The 15,780-nt window shown below is 45.5% G+C and carries 8 protein-coding genes; 7 read left to right on the forward strand and 1 reads right to left on the reverse strand.

Annotated elements, in window-relative coordinates:
• Nucleotides 1–274 precede the first annotated feature (274 nt).
• From KZC02_RS08840 to KZC02_RS08855, 4 genes are all read left to right on the forward strand, one after another.
• Nucleotides 275–4,429, forward strand: coding sequence for a two-component regulator propeller domain-containing protein (locus KZC02_RS08840; RefSeq protein ID WP_221393772.1), 4,155 nt, complete (start codon nt 275–277; stop codon nt 4,427–4,429).
• 208 nt (nt 4,430–4,637) lie between these two features.
• Nucleotides 4,638–4,799 carry a hypothetical protein gene (locus KZC02_RS08845; RefSeq protein WP_221393773.1) on the forward strand — a complete coding sequence of 54 codons (162 nt, stop codon included), beginning with the start codon at nt 4,638–4,640 and terminating at the stop codon, nt 4,797–4,799.
• A complete protein-coding gene (locus KZC02_RS08850; protein WP_221393774.1) occupies nt 4,796–5,509 on the forward strand; it encodes a hypothetical protein in 714 nt (237 codons plus the stop codon). The genes KZC02_RS08845 and KZC02_RS08850 overlap by 4 nt, the downstream gene beginning before the upstream one ends.
• A 51-nt stretch (nt 5,510–5,560) precedes the next feature.
• A complete protein-coding gene (locus KZC02_RS08855; protein ID WP_221393775.1) occupies nt 5,561–6,580 on the forward strand; it encodes a hypothetical protein in 1,020 nt (339 codons plus the stop codon).
• Nucleotides 6,581–6,612: 32 nt separating this feature from the next.
• On the opposite strand, the gene KZC02_RS08860 is transcribed toward KZC02_RS08855, so the two are convergent.
• The gene (locus KZC02_RS08860) at nt 6,613–7,041 is read right to left on the reverse strand and encodes a RidA family protein (RefSeq protein WP_221393776.1); all 429 of its coding nucleotides are present in this window, start codon (nt 7,039–7,041) and stop codon (nt 6,613–6,615) included.
• A 366-nt stretch (nt 7,042–7,407) separates the two neighbouring features.
• Between KZC02_RS08860 and KZC02_RS08865 the strand changes: the two genes are divergently transcribed.
• From KZC02_RS08865 to KZC02_RS08875, 3 genes are all read left to right on the forward strand, one after another.
• A complete protein-coding gene (locus tag KZC02_RS08865; RefSeq protein ID WP_221393777.1) occupies nt 7,408–11,352 on the forward strand; it encodes an ELWxxDGT repeat protein in 3,945 nt (1,314 codons plus the stop codon).
• A gap of 122 nt (nt 11,353–11,474) precedes the next feature.
• A complete protein-coding gene (locus KZC02_RS08870) occupies nt 11,475–11,765 on the forward strand; it encodes a hypothetical protein (RefSeq protein WP_221393778.1) in 291 nt (96 codons plus the stop codon).
• Nucleotides 11,766–11,834: 69 nt separating this feature from the next.
• Complete coding sequence (locus KZC02_RS08875; protein WP_221393779.1) at nt 11,835–15,680, forward strand: malectin domain-containing carbohydrate-binding protein; 3,846 nt, start codon at nt 11,835–11,837, stop codon at nt 15,678–15,680.
• Nucleotides 15,681–15,780 lie beyond the last annotated feature (100 nt).

Raw genomic sequence — 15,780 nt, forward strand, 5'->3', positions numbered from 1 at the left:
TTTAAATTGGGATAATAGTTAGGTTCAAACACCCCGCTGGCAATGCTGGCGGGGTGTTTTTATTGAAATTATCTTTTCAATTCAGCTTAATTCTATTTTTCAGCAGAATCATTATAACATATTAAAAACAGCTCAAATCCATAATTCTTCTGCAAGAGCAAATTGATACTTCATTGATCAAATATAAAAACACCATTCCCTAATTTTATTGATATAAGCACCTGATATAATGAAAAATAGGCTAGCTTAGTACAGAATCTTATTGAAGGTCACCATGATCCAATATGCTTTTCGCCTCGCACTTTCACTGACGCTCTTTTTCATCAGCGGTACGCTCCTATTGGCACAGCAGCCTCTTATTGAAACAATCAGCACGCCGCCGGGTTTTGATGCGCATGAGATAGCAGATATACGCCAGGATGGGCAGGGTTATCTATGGCTTGCTTCGGGTTCCGGTTTGATGCGCTTTGACGGATATACCTGGAAAATATATCAGCACGACCCCAAAAACCCTAATTCTCTGGCTGGGGACAATGTCAGGACGGTTTGCCCTACCCGCGATGGATTGATCTGGATTGGAGGATGGAGTTCGGGACTGGATTGCCTGAATCCGAAAACCGGAAAATTTACCCATCATCAGGTAATCAAACGAAAGGAATACAAATATGAAGACAACGCGATCAGTGCGCTTCTTGAAGACCATTTGGGTAATCTCTGGATTGGTACAATTGGTGGCCTATATCGTTTGGAGAAGCCGACAGGGCGCTTCATTCCGTATCAATCCATAGCAAAAAATCCCCGGACGCTCAGCCACAGGCATATCAGCAGTATTTATGAGGACAAACAAGGTACTCTCTGGATCGGAACGGGAGATCAGGGCAGTTCCAAACTTTTTGAGGGAGGTTTGAATAAGCTGGACCGCCGGACGAACACATTTACCCGTTACCTTCACAATCCCTCCGATCCGAACTCGCTGATAGAAAATCGGGTTCTGGCTATTTTTGAAGACAGTCGGGGAACTTTCTGGATTGGGACTGGCGGAGATGGCTTGCATACTATGAATCGCAAATCCGGAAAATTTACCCGATATCCCTTTCAGGAAACAGATCCGGGAAGGCTTAGCCGCCCTTTTACCAAAGAAAAAAATCTTCGGGCATTCCCTACAAGCGGAATCCGGTTTATCAGGGAGGATCCCGCAGGTGCCATCTGGATCGGTACGCTTGACGCTGGTGCAAACCGGTACGATCCGGCATCGGGCCGAGTGAAACATTATCTGACACCTGCGGACGGGCTTCCCGATTTCAACCTTTTTTCTGCCTGCCGAACCCGTGACGGCACACTTTGGATAGGAACCATTCCCGGCCATCTTGTCAAGGTGATCGTAACGGATAGCCCTGTTAAGAAAGAAAAAACGCTAACCGGTGTTCATTATTTTGAAGAAGACTCCACCGGCACTCTTTGGATTGGGACGATTAGTGGATTGATTACAGGGGATTCTGTTTCAAAACCAGCTGCTAATTGGCTCAAAGAGGCAAGAAAACAGACTAAACTTTCAACCGATCATGTGACAAGGTTAAACACTGACAGGCAGGGGAATCGTTGGATTTCTACCTGGAATAATGGGTTGTACCTTTATGAAACTGCCAAAGGAAAGTTTACCCATTACGTGCACGATTCTTCTGATGTATTCAGCATGAGTCCGGGAGAGGCAGCTGGTTTTTATCAGGACCGCAGTGGGACAAACTGGATACTGACAGCAGGTGGCCTGGACAGAATGGAGAACAATTCCGGAAAATTCAGGCATTACCGGCATCAGGATCGGGACAGCACTTCCATCAGTAATGATTATATACTTGCCGTACAGGAAGATCATACTGGTGCATTCTGGGTTGGAACTAATGGAGGCGGGCTTAATCTGATGGACCGGGCAACGGGAAAGTTTAAACATTTTCTGCCCTGGAGTATTGTTACGCAAATAGTGGAGGATCGCCATGGCACTATATGGGTGGCATCTTCGCTGGGACTGCACCGTTATGAACGAAAAAGTGGCGTTTTTTTGCCTTTTACAGATCGTGGTTCGGGCAAAACGCTTTCGTTTGTAAAGTCCCTGATCGCGGATAATGAGGACAATCTTTGGGCAACCACGTCCAACGGTATCGGAGCTGTAAGTGCAAACCGGAAGTCTATTCGCTGGTTTAGCACCAATTATGGTGTGCCGCTGGGTGAAGATTTCTTTTTTGGGGGAAGTTACAAAAGGCGTGATGGAAGCATTTATTTCGGAAGTATGGAGAGATATTTTCATTTTCAACCTGAAGAATTATTAATAAACCGCCCTATTCCACCGTTACTCAATTTCTCTGCTTTTCGGGTTCATAATCAGTTGATCACGCCACAAGAAAAATCGGTAGAGCTGGACCATACCCAAAATGTTTTCTCTATAGACTTTGCAGCCATTGACTTCCGGCATCCTGAACTTCATTTGTACACGTATAAACTCGAAAATTACGATGCGGAATGGCATCCGGTTAGCGCGGAACGTACCGCGAACTACTCCAATGTTCCGCCAGGAGAATTTAATTTTCGGGTCAGGGCTTCCAACAGTGACGGGATTTGGGTTGAAAAATCCATGACGATTCTCATTTCACCACCCTGGTGGCGTACAGGCTGGGCTTATACTTTATATGTTTTTATCCTTGCTGCACTTTTCTTTGGCGGCTGGCAAGCTTTACTGAGGCGCGAACGTGTTAAAAATGCATTGAAGATAAAAGAGATAAAAGCGCAGCAGTTATTGGAAATGGATCGCCTTAAATCCGATTTTTTCACTAATGTATCACACGAATTCCGTACACCTTTGACACTTATTCTCAGTCCGCTGGAGAACTGGCTTACCGATATATCCGACGACAATCCGTATTCCGGCCAGTTCAGGAGCATGCACAGGAACGCAAAACGGCTCTTGCTTTTGGTCAACCAATTGCTCGATCTTTCCAGACTGGAAGCCGGAAAAATGCAGATTGATGCACAACCCGGCGACCTGATTTATTTTGTAAAACGGATAGCGAATGCCTTTATTTCTTTGGCAGAAAGCCGGGGAATTGCATTTCAGGTTATTGTGCCGGAAGGAAATCTCTGGCTCAGTTTCGACATGGATAAACTGGAAAAAATCCTGAACAATCTGCTTTCCAATGCATTTAAGTTTACACCGGAAAATGGCAGGGTTTCTCTGTCTATGGAAATTTTGCGCGGTCAGGAAATCTCAAAAAAAGCGCTTGACAAACCGTATATAGCTGTTGAATTTACGGTTACCGACAGCGGTACAGGAATCCCTGCTGACCAGCTCGAACGCATTTTTGACCGCTTTCACCAGGTTGATAATTCACTTGCCCACGAGCAGGAAGGGTCTGGGATCGGACTTGCTCTTACCCGTGAACTGGTGGAACTACACGAGGGTACAATTAAGGTTTCCAGTTCTATCGGACTGGGTAGCAAATTCGTGGTTTCCCTGCCCCTGGAATTGCTTCATTCTGCTCAACTGAACGAGCCAGCAACTGTTTTGCAGTCCATATCCAACGAAGTATCACCTGGTTTTAAAAAGGATAAAAATGAAGTATCCGGATTCGGTGAGAAACAAAAGATAAACCGGGAGACGAACCCGGAAGCTCCACTGGTTTTGGTCGTAGAAGACAATACTGACCTTCGCGATTTCATTATCCAGTCACTTGCCCAACATGCTATTTATCAGGTAATGGAGGCGATTGATGGTGTGGAAGGTTATCGACTTGCCCAGGAACATATTCCGGATTTGGTAATTTCTGACATTATGATGCCAAAAATGGATGGAATTGAACTTTGTAAACGCCTGAAAACAGATGAAAAAACAAGCCATATTCCGGTTATTCTGTTAACTGCAAAAGCATCGGCAGAAAGTAAATTACATGGCCTCGAAACCGGAGCAGACGATTATCTTACCAAACCGTTTGAAGTCAGAGAGCTGCTTACCCGTATTGATAACCTCATCGAAATACGCCGACAGCTCAAAGAACGATACAGCCGTGAAGTAACCTTACAACCCGGAAACATTGCTATTTCTTCCTACGACGAGCAATTTTTAAATCGTGCAATGGCAATTATAGAACGATTCATGGCTGATGAGAATTTCAGTGTAGAAACCTTCGGCCGCGAAATTGGCATGAGCCGGATGCAATTGTACCGCAAGCTGCATGCACTGACCGGGCAGTCACCCAGCGATTTCCTGCGCACCATCCGGCTCCGGCGCGCAGCACAATTGTTAGCCGCCAATAGCGGTACCGTATCGCAGATTGCTGATCAGGTCGGTTTCGCCTCGCATTCTTATTTTTCCAAATGCTTCCAGGAACAGTTCGGCAAAACTCCGTCGGCCTTCGTTGCAGAGCTGGACCGTACACTTTAATCAATATCCGCTTTCACCGTTAGCATCGCTTTGTTACCGTTGTTACAGCTTTTGTTACAGGATTAGCAGGCTTCAATTCCCGAATAACTTCTTGTAATCCACCCGTTACGAGGTTAATATATTGAGGGCTGATTGTACTAACCTGTGCCTGGCTGAACACCTTACTTTTGGTTGAAAGATTTCCATCCGCTCAATCAAAAGAAAATTCATGAAAACTCATCTGCCCGACCTGGAAAAGACATTGCTGCTCGTCATGATCCTGGCATACGGAATCGTTATCCTGATAATCTGCTGGTTTTCATTCGATTTTGTGCTGCAGCTTTACAATCACATTCTTTCTCAAACAGATACTTCACTCAACCGGCCATGATCATTCCGTCTCGGGAAAACGACTTTTTACAAGAGAAAAAGCTTTCAAATCATGAAAGATCGGGAAGGTATTTCTTCGCGGCAATGGCTTGCGTGTTTTGTATTATGGCCGTTGCAGGATTTGTGCCTAGCTATCAGGCCGCATATGCCGGCACATTCAAATTTCACTGGTTTGTCCATGTTCACGGTGCGATCATGGCTGCGTGGTTCGTCGTATTTTTAATACAGACCATCCTGGTCAAAAATGGTAATCTGAAACTGCATCGGAAACTGGGTTTTTATTCCATTGGCCTGGGAGTAATGGTTTGGCTTTCTATGGGTATCGTGAGTTACCGCGTCCTGATCGGTTTTCCTCCTCACGTACATAGTCTGAAGGAAGTGATTTGGCCAGCACTTTGGGTACAAGTCTCGGCCATGAATTTGTTTGGTTTCTTCTTCGTCCGGGCCGTGCTCGCCCGGAGAAAAGCAGCAGAACACAAACGCCTGCTTTACCTGGCTATGCTGGTTTTATTACAGGCAGCTGTCGGCAGGATGAGCTGGCTTCCGTGGTATGGAATGGAAAATCCGAATGTTTTCTTTTTTTACCTGGACCTGCTGCTGATTCCATTAATCGCTTATGACCTTACAACCACAAGCCGCATACACAGAATCACCATTATTGGCGGCATGAGCATTATTGCTGCACAACTTGTCACGGTTATCCTGTTCTGACCTGCACGATAACACATTAAACCTGATTCAAGAACTTACAATTCCCGCGAAATGATCAGCATATTAGAAGGTACAGAATCCAAAAAAATACCGGCTCGCCGCGGTAGATACTTTTTCGTTTTCATGGCGGTTCTCTTTCCCATTTTAGTTATATTAGGTTTTGTACCAGACTATCAAATGATCGCAAGCGGACAAATCAAAGTTCATTGGTTTTTGCATGTTCACGGGTTCATCATGACAGTCTGGCTCGGAATTTTTCTGGCGCAGAGCCTGCTTGTGGCCAATGCAAACATAAAACGCCATCGCCAATTGGGGCAAACTGGTTTTGTATTTGGCATACTCGTCTGGCTTTCTCTTGTAATTGTTACTGTTCGCGCTCTTATTGCCAATAATCCACCGGAAGCAGACGGGCAATTTGATATTTTATTTATCCAGCTAGACGGGCTTATATTTTTTGGAATTTTCTTTACGTGGGGAATGCTGGTGCGTAAAAAGAATATCAGTGCACACAAAAGGCTGCTTTTCCTTGCAACGGTTGTAGTCCTGCAGGCAGCAGTTGACCGGATACGTTTCCTGCCCGGAATACAGACAGCACTTTTTATCCGGTTTATTTATCTCGATCTGCTTTTAATTCCCTTGTTCGTTTACGATTGGCTCACATTAAAACGTGTACATTTCATCACATGGTTTGGCTCTTTACTAATTTTCCTTTTACAAACAGGTATTGTCTTAGGCTGGGGTTCGCCAGTCTGGCACCGGTTCTGGTATAATGCCATTACGCCATTTGTAGAAAGGGTGGTAGAAATAAAGCTAAGTGATGCACAAAGTGAGCCGCTTCTGGGTAATTATGGAGACAAAAAATGGCATTTGACCGTCAGTCGGGAAGTCGGCAAACTCTATATGCAGCTTCCGGGGCAACCCAAATGGGAACTCGGAGCTACATCTGAAACCAGCCTGTTTGTTAAGGTAGTGAACTGGAAACTTAATTTTGTAAAAGACAAAAATGGACAGGTGTCAAAATTAATTAACGATGAGGTTGTTAAAGTGTGGGAAGTACCGAAAATGAGGTGAAAATACTAAACATATTTTTTAACCTGTCCGCGTTACAACTTTGTAAAATCCTTGTCTGCAAATATCGCAATAGCGTCGATTTCTATTAACATACCATCAAGAGCCAGGGATTGGACGCCAAACCAGGTACTCGCAGGAAGATTTTCATGCGGGAAAGCCTTTTGCAACGCATTACTAATGGTATTCGCATCTGCAAATTTGTAATCCTTTACAAAAATATTGAGTTTGACAACATCCTTTGTCGTCGCCCCGGCTGACTCCAGCGCCAGTTGAAGATTATGAAAAGCCCGATCGGCCTGTTTCCCCAGGTCATCCCCACCAACCAGATTATTATCCTGATCAACCGAAACCTGCCCGGAAAGATAGATCGTGAGCAGGCCACCGTTACTGACAGTCACCACCTGTGAAAAAGCCTGCGTCCATTTCGGTAAATCCGGTGGGTTGATAAAGTTTTTTTTCATTGAGATAAGGACAATTGATTTATTGGGAATCTGATCCTGCGCTATTTATTCACTCATACTATCACAAGTATATTCTATCCCTGAAATACTAGCGGGTCAGCGACTATTTTCATAAACTTTATAAATATAAAATCTGGATATATTCAGTATTTCAATAATCCTGGCAGGAACTAATAGTAAGGTCGCATAATAGTAATTTGAGAGAAATATCAGAACCAAATCGACACTTTAACCTATTATAAATGAAATCATTATACTAACCTTTTAAAAACTTCACAAAACTTATTTCAAACCAAATAACAATTTAAAAAACATCTATATTTATAGGATTAATTAAAGTTTAAAATAAACTTAAACTATTCCTGTATGATTAAATTATTACTTGTTTTCACGTTCTGCACGCTGATGAATACGGCTATGATGGCGCAGCAGATCCAGCTTGTTAAAGATATCAATACAAAACCAAGTTCTAACAGTGTTTCCCTTAACGATCACGTAGTTGTCAATGGAAAAATCTTTTACCTGACCTATTCACCATTTGGCCGCCAGCTTTTTGTGACTGACGGAACGGAATCAGGAACACTACGCCTGACAGATAATGATGAAGGTGAGGACGAACCTTACAACCTGACTACGGGTAACGGGTATGTTTTTTACAAGTCGTGGCAATACGACAACTACTATCTTTTCCGCAGTGACGGCACAAAGGAAGGGACTTTTCCCTTGCGAAAACTATCAACATCCTTTTATGACAGGTCTGCTATGCTGGAAATTGATGGAACGATATACTTTTCTGGCCACGATGGCAGAGACAGGATCCAGCTCTGGAAAACGGATGGAACCACCGCCGGCACTATGCTTGTCAAAGACCTTGGTGTAAGAGGATCTAACAGGATACAGGATTTTTACAATTTTAATGGTAAGCTCTATTTCATCATTCGGTCGAACAATAATCCCGGGTCAGTTAGCACGATATGGAGCAGTGATGGTACGGAGGCAGGCACCAAAGCAGGTGCAAATTACGTAGCCAGTGCAAATTCCTATGGCTTTTTCAATCCGGCTACTGCGGGGAATTATATGTATTTCTCCGACTCAGATGTACTTTATAAAACTGACGGGGCCAGTATCACCCCGGTCACAAGCGGCCTGACTGACATAAATAATCCCATCACGATAGGTACAAAGGTCTATTTTACAACTGGCGAAGAAGAGGAGGAGCATGACCTCTATAGTATGAACCCGGATGGGACAGGCATCACGGCGCTTATTAGCGGCATGGCAAGGATTAGTCGTCCCATTGCTATCGGCAAGAAGATCTTTTTTACAGCAAATGACAGAATACATGGACGGGAGCTTTGGAAAACAGACGGGACCGTTGCGGGGACTGTGCTGATAAAGGATATTTATCCGGGTAATAATAGTTCTGATCCGGAACAGTTCACTAACCTGAACGGTACACTATATTTCTCAGCCCGATCTACTGTCCGTACTGAGATCTGGAAAAGTGACGGAACGGCGGCGGGAACTGTGCAGGTCACTAACCTGAACGCAGATAACTTTGTTTTTTTTATCAGTAATCTGGAAGCTGCGGGCAATAACCTGGTTTTTACAGATGAATACCAGGGTGGAAGGTTATGGAAGACTGATGGTACGGCAGCAGGTACCGTGTTACTGACCAATTTTACTGCTTTTACCCCGGTTCTGTTAGGAAACAACGTGGTCTTCTATGCAAATCCATCTTCAGGGGGCGGACTTTTCCGGACGAATCTGACCACTGGAAGCACCGGGCGAATCACCAGGATAGTCAATGAAAACTCATATCCCGAAAATCTGATAAACGCGGATGGAACCTTGTATTTTTCAACGGACTTCTCAAGCGACAGCTTAGATGGTTTGTGGAAATCTGACGGTACGACGGCAGGAACTATGCTGGTGGAGCACACAAGTTACCGTCCATTCCAGCTCGCTGCTGCCAATGGCAAGGTTTATTATACAATTGGAACTTCATTATTCAGATTGGACGAAACAATGGAGGATGCTGTTCCTGTCCCGATAAAAACTGGTGTCAAATCGTTTACCATTATAGGCAACACCGTATATTTCATGATTCAAACCTCTGGCAGGCAGGAATTATGGAAAAGCGAAGGAACGTCTGCGACGACCAGTTTTATCAGGGCTTTTGCCACTTCTGATGACCTGCCCTTTGTACCAATCGCATTTAAAGGGCAGCTATATTTTGCTATTTATCAAAACGGCTATAAAATCTGGAAAAGCAATGGCACAGGGTCAGGAACACAATTAGCGCCGGAATTTGCTTCCAGCGGTTCATTGATCACCAGTAGCGAAGGCACGACCTTCAGTGTGATAGGCGACAATCTGTATGGATTTTTCGACAGCGGTACCGGTACTAAACTCATTAAATCAAATGGAACACTGGCAGGAACGACGACCGCAGCCAGTCTGCCTTTTTCTCCGGCCAGCCTTTTTGGGGCAGGCGGATTGGTTTACATGACATCAGCAACCTTGGCGGATGAAAAAAAGTTACTATGGAGAACGGACGGGACTGTCAACGGAACCTTTCAGCTGACTTCTCTGGACGTTAAACTCAATTACAACACTGAACTGGGCAGGCCGGCAGATCCTTTCCGCCTGCAGACTGATGTAAACGGCAAGCTGTTTTTTATGAATACCAACACAGCCCTCGGCGACCAGTTGTGGGTAAGTGATGGCACTGTGGCCGGAACACGCAGGATCACACAGGCAAAACAAAGCAGGATCCCATTTTTTACGAGGCATACAGAGAGCCTGGGCGGACTCCTGTATTTTGATTATTATGAACCTGCCACAGGAGGTGAAATCTGGCAAAGCGATGGCACACCTGAGGGTACTCACGTGCTGGAAGACTTTACCCCGAATGGCAATACAGGTATCAGAGACATGAAAAGGCTTAACAATATACTGATGATGAGTGCTTTTACCGAATCAACCGGCTATGAACTTTATAAGTTTGAACCCGCCATCGCTGCACCTTCCCTGCGCATCAATTCCGGCGGTGCGGCTTTCACAGCTTCGGGCAGCCGGGCTTTCAGTGCCGATCAGTATTTTACCGGTACCACCCAGGTTTCCAATGCGATTGCGGGTGATATAACGGCTACGGCCGACGACCAGCTTTACAAAGAACAGCGCTTCGGTTCCTCGTTCAGCTACAATGTGCCCGTTACTAATGGCACGTACAATGTGGTGCTGCATTTTGCGGAAATATATTGGGGTATCCCTTCCAGGAGCGGTACAACGGGTACGGCAAGAAGGCAGTTCCATGTCAATATGGAAGGTGCCAGAAAGCTGACCAACTATGATATTTTTGTCAAAGCAGGTGGTGCCATGCGTGCCGGAACAGAAACTTTTCCCGTAACGGTAACAGACGGAATCCTGAATATTGACTTTCTGAAAGGTGCAGCCGACAACCCCATTATCGCTGCTATTGAAGTGGTGCCAACGCAGGTAACTCTGGGACCGCTGGCTGATGCTTATATCCGCAATACGCCCCATGAGGCCACCAACTACGGGACAGCCGGCATACTGGAAGTCAAGACCGGCAGCCTGCCCAGCTACCAGCGCGGTACATACCTGAAATTCCCTTTGGCCGGTGTCAGCCAGGTAAATTCAGCCAAACTGCGGCTGTATGGTTACAATGCACAGAGCAACGCAACTATTGGTATTTCTGCTTTCGGTGTCAGCAATGATGACTGGACGGAAACCGGCATCAACTGGTCGAATGCCCCGCTGAGCTCGGCTCCGGCATTGGGAAGTGTGAATGTGAACGGCACTGCCAGATATTATGAGATCGATGTAACGGCCTTTGTAAAATCCCAGCTGGCAACGGATAAAATAGTGAGTTTGTATATTACAAACCCAGCTAACCAGAATGTACAACTGAGCTTTTACAGCAGGGAGAATGAAGCTTACCCGCCGCAGCTGGTCATTGAATCATTGGCACCTCCTGCCGCCAGAAGCGGATCGGATGAGGATGCTGTAGTAGCAGATTATAAGCAGGAAGTCTCAGGTATTTATCCCAATCCGGCCGGTAAACGTTTTACGGTACATATTTCCAAAGCACATCAGGGAAAAGTAGATTTTCAGCTGATCAGTTTGTCAGGAAATACTTATCAGATTAGTCCTGTACAACCGGCCACTCCGGCTTCCAAAGTAGACATGGATATTTCTTCCATGCAATTACCAAAGGGAATATATATTTTGAAAATCCAGTCGAACGCTTTTAAGGAGAGGGTTAAGCTGCTGTTAACGGAGTAGTATGGATTGAAGTTTTTAAACGCAGAGTTGAAGGGAGTTTTCCGCAGAGTTTTAGTTTAAAATCCCGGCGAAACTCCGCGCCAAACTCTCCTTCACTCCACGTTTAAATAATTGATAAAAATATGGACACTGGAAACAATTCTACACTGGATACCGATCTGGACAATAAAAGCCCGGAGTGGTTAATTCATGAGATTAAGAAACTTAGGGCAGGCATCCGTGAGCACCGGGATAATTCCGGCCATGAATTGTGCTGGCACCATCCCAAACTTTGGGGGCTAATGCCTGAACAGACACTTCCTGATGTAGCAGTGCCTCCCTGGCCACAATTCATGCGCGGCTGTATCAAATACCGGGAGTCGCTTGAAAAAGAACTTCCCAATGCTATAGTGGACAGTCGGGAAGCACCATAGAGTTATAACATGAATCTGGTACAGACAAATGAACCAGGTGTATTTTAACTTAACTTATACTACTTCTTTATGATCAAAAAATTACTTCTTTTTTCATTCTGCGTGCTGATAAATGTAGCTGCGAAAGCACAGGAGATCCAACTTGTCAAAGATATTAATACAACACCGGGTTCTATCGGCTTTAATATTGAAAATCGCGTTGTAGCCAATGGAAAACTCTTTTTCCTGTCTTATCAGCAAGGATATGATAACCAGCTCTTTGTAACTGATGGTACAAAAGCCGGGACAGTACGCCTGACAGATATCAGTAATGGTGAAGACGAACCCAGAGGACTGGTTAGTGCCAATGGTTACGCTTTTTACAAGACCTGGTACAACAACAGCTGGTGGTTGTTCCGCAGTGACGGAACAAAAGAAGGAACGATCCCCTTCCACCGGCTCTCGCTTTCGTTTTATGACGAGTCTGCCATACTGGAAATCAACGGCACGATTTATTTTTCGGGTTCACAGGATTATCAGCGGAACCAGCTTTGGAAAACAGATGGCACCATTGCGGGAACTGCACTTCTCAAAGACCTTGGAGCGAGAGAGAACGGTTCGAGGATACAGGATTTTTATAACTTCAAAGGCAAACTCTATTTTCTTTACCGATCAGGTATAAATGAAGGAGACGTTGCAAATATCTGGAGCAGCGACGGTACGGCGGCAGGCACCAAAGCAGGCGCGAGCTTTATTGGTGATTCTTTCCAGCCAACTGCTGCAGGGAAAGACATGTATTTCGCCAGCTTTGATGTGCTTTACAAAACAAACGGGACCAGCATCACAACGCTCACAAGCGGCCTTACAAATATGGGAAATCCATTTGCCATTGGAACAAATGTTTACTTTGCTGCTAATGATGGATTTTATGGTCTGGAGCTTTGGAAAACGGACGGGTCAGTCGACGGAACTGTTCTGGTAAAGGATATTAATCCGGGTGATACCAGATCAGGTTCCCGTCCTGATCATCTCACCAATCTGAATGGAACCCTCTTTTTTTCTGCCAGTACAGGCATTTATAATGAAATCTGGAAGAGTGACGGAACGGCGGCAGGAACGGTGCAGGTGACTAACCTGAACGCAACCAGTTATGTTTATGAAATCGAAAGTATTATCGTTGCCGGCGATAATCTGGTATTTGAGGGCGGCTACTCGGATGGGAAACTCTGGAAAACAAATGGCACTGCCACGGGGACAGTAGTACTGGCCGATTTTCCGGGCGGCAATCCCGTTCTGTTGGGGAGTCATGTACTTTTTACCGGAAGCCCTGCAACGGGTGGCGGACTTTTCCGTACTGATCTGACCACGGCAGCCCCACAGCGAATCACCGATATTACAACCAGTGAATCACTTCCTTACAATTTTACAGATGCAAACGGAACATTGTACTTTACTGCAAACCCCTCATATGGCTCCTACGGTTTATGGAAATCTGATGGATCACGGGAAGGAACCGTAGAAGTACAGAAAATGAGTGATATATCAATCCAAATCGCCGCTACTGATGGATTCGTCTATTATACGGAAAGTAATGATCGGAACGTAGACAGGATATGGAGAACCAGCGGAACAACAGGTGACGCTGTTCTGGTGGCGGACTTATCAGATCCGAAGTTTGGTGTCAAGCAGATCTATTCACTGACCGCCGTAGGCAACACCTTATATTTCATACTTTTTTATTATAGTGGCCGTATGGAATTATGGAAAAGCGAAGGAACACCCGTCGTAACCAGTTTTATCAGGGCATTTAACAGTGTTAGCGGCCAAAGCTTTAAACCAATCGCATTCAAAGGGCAGTTGTATTTTGGTATGAACGATCAATCCAATGGTAATAAGATCTGGAAAAGCAATGGAACCGGGACAGGTACACAAATAGCACCGGAATTTGTTTCGGCGGGCGCACCACTTGGCAGTTTGCTTAAAGTGTCTGATGACAATCTGTATGGACTTTTTAGCAGTAGTACGGGCACTAAACTTATCAAAACAGATGGAACAACGGCAGGAACAGGAACTGTGGCCAGTCTTCCATTTTCCCCGGCAAGCCTTTTCGAAGCAGGCGGATTATTTTATATAACATCAATAACCACCGAGGATGGTAAAAAGTCCCTCTGGAGAACGGACGGGACGGTCAATGGAACCTTTCAGCTGGCCGTCCTGGATATTGATCTGAATCCTGACCCGGATCTGGGCAGCTCATTAGCTCCTTTTCGCTTACAAACCAACGTAAATGGTAAGCTTTTCTTCATTCATACCGATCCTGCTCTCGGCGATCAGGTTTGGGTAAGTGACGGAACCGTTGCCGGGACGCACAGGCTTACACAGGCGCCGCAAAAAGATGTCCGTTATTTCACGCAGCATACTGAGAGCCTGGATGGCGTGTTTTACTTTGATTATTATGAACCTGCCACAGGACGCGAAATCTGGCGGAGCGACGGCACATCCGAAGGTACCCGCATACTGGAAGACCTCACTCCGGACGGCAATACAGGCGTAATAGCCATGAAAACGATAAACAAAACTTTACTGATAAGCGCCAATACGGGGCAGTATGGCTACGAACTTTATAAGATCTCACCGGTTCCTGCCGGGCCTGTTTCCCTGCGCATCAATTCAGGTGGTGCGGCTTTCACAGCTTCGGGCAGCCGGGCTTTCAGTGCCGATCAGTATTTTACGGGTACCACCCAGGTTTCCAATGCGATTGCAGGGGATATAACGGCTACGGCCGACGATCAGCTTTACAAAGAACAGCGCTTCGGTTCCTCGTTCAGCTACAATGTGCCCGTTACTAATGGCACGTACAATGTGGTGCTGCATTTTGCAGAAATATATTGGGGCATCCCTTCAAGGAGTGGTACAACCGGCACGGCAAGAAGGCAGTTCCATGTCAATATCGAAGGTGCCAGAAAGCTGACCAACTATGATATTTTTGTCAATGCAGGTGGTGCCATGCGTGCCGGAACAGAAACTTTTCCCGTGACGGTTACAGATGGAATCCTGAATATTGACTTTCTGAAAGGTGCAGCCGACAACCCCATTATCGCTGCTATTGAAGTGGTGCCAACCCAGGTAACTCTGGGACCGCTCGCTGATGCCTACATCCGTAACACACCCCATGAGGCCACCAACTACGGGACAGCCGGCACACTGGAAGTAAAAACAGGCAGCCTGCCCAGCTACCAGCGCGGTACATACCTGAAATTCCCTTTGGCCGGTGTCAGCCAGGTAAATTCAGCCAAACTGCGGCTGTATGGTTACAATGCACAGAGTAACGCAACTATTGGTATTTCTGCTTTCGGTGTCAGCAATGATGACTGGACGGAAACCGGCATCAACTGGTCGAATGCACCGGTGAGCTCGGCTCCGGCGTTGGGAAGTGTGAATGTAAACGGCACTGCCAGATATTATGAGATCGATGTAACGGCCTTTGTAAAATCCCAGCTGGCAGGAGATAAAACAGTGAGTCTTTTTGTAACAAATCCGGCTAATCAGAATGTGCAACTCAACTTTAACAGCCGCGAAAATGCAACCAATAAACCTCAGCTGGTTATTACATCCCTGGCACCACCGGCTGCCAGAAGTGGTGTAGAAGAGGAAATTGTCTCGTCAGAAACTGAACCGGAAGTCTCGGGTATTTATCCCAATCCGGCAGGAAGACGTTTTACCATACAAATTTCCAAAGCACATCAGGGAAAAGTAGATTTTCAGCTGATCGGTTTGTCAGGAAATACTTACCAGATTAGTCCTGTACAACCGGCCGCTCCGGCTTCCAAAGTGGACATGGATATTTCTTCTATACCGCTACCAAAAGGAATATATATTTTGAAAATCCAGTCGAACGCTTTTAAGGAGAGGGTTAAGCTGCTGTTAACGGAGTAGTATGGATTGAAGTTTTTAAACGCAGAGTAAAGAGAGTTTGGCGCGGTGGACGCAGAGTTGCTTTGCGATAATAGCATAGCAGTAAATTCCTAATAATAAA

The sequence above is a fragment of the Dyadobacter sp. NIV53 genome (assembly GCF_019711195.1).
In the GTDB taxonomy this organism is placed as follows: Bacteria; Bacteroidota; Bacteroidia; order Cytophagales; family Spirosomataceae; genus Dyadobacter.

What these genes read in the sequence shown, in the direction of transcription:
- KZC02_RS08875 (WP_221393779.1), top strand. Translation starts at nt 11,835, where the DNA reads ATGATCAAAAAATTACTTCTTTTTTCATTCTGCGTGCTGATAAATGTA.
- KZC02_RS08870 (WP_221393778.1), top strand. Translation starts at nt 11,475, where the DNA reads ATGGACACTGGAAACAATTCTACACTGGATACCGATCTGGACAATAAA.
- KZC02_RS08865 (WP_221393777.1), top strand. Translation starts at nt 7,408, where the DNA reads ATGATTAAATTATTACTTGTTTTCACGTTCTGCACGCTGATGAATACG.
- KZC02_RS08845 (WP_221393773.1), top strand. Translation starts at nt 4,638, where the DNA reads ATGAAAACTCATCTGCCCGACCTGGAAAAGACATTGCTGCTCGTCATG.
- KZC02_RS08860 (WP_221393776.1), bottom strand. Translation starts at nt 7,041, where the DNA reads ATGAAAAAAAACTTTATCAACCCACCGGATTTACCGAAATGGACGCAG.
- KZC02_RS08850 (WP_221393774.1), top strand. Translation starts at nt 4,796, where the DNA reads ATGATCATTCCGTCTCGGGAAAACGACTTTTTACAAGAGAAAAAGCTT.
- KZC02_RS08840 (WP_221393772.1), top strand. Translation starts at nt 275, where the DNA reads ATGATCCAATATGCTTTTCGCCTCGCACTTTCACTGACGCTCTTTTTC.
- KZC02_RS08855 (WP_221393775.1), top strand. Translation starts at nt 5,561, where the DNA reads ATGATCAGCATATTAGAAGGTACAGAATCCAAAAAAATACCGGCTCGC.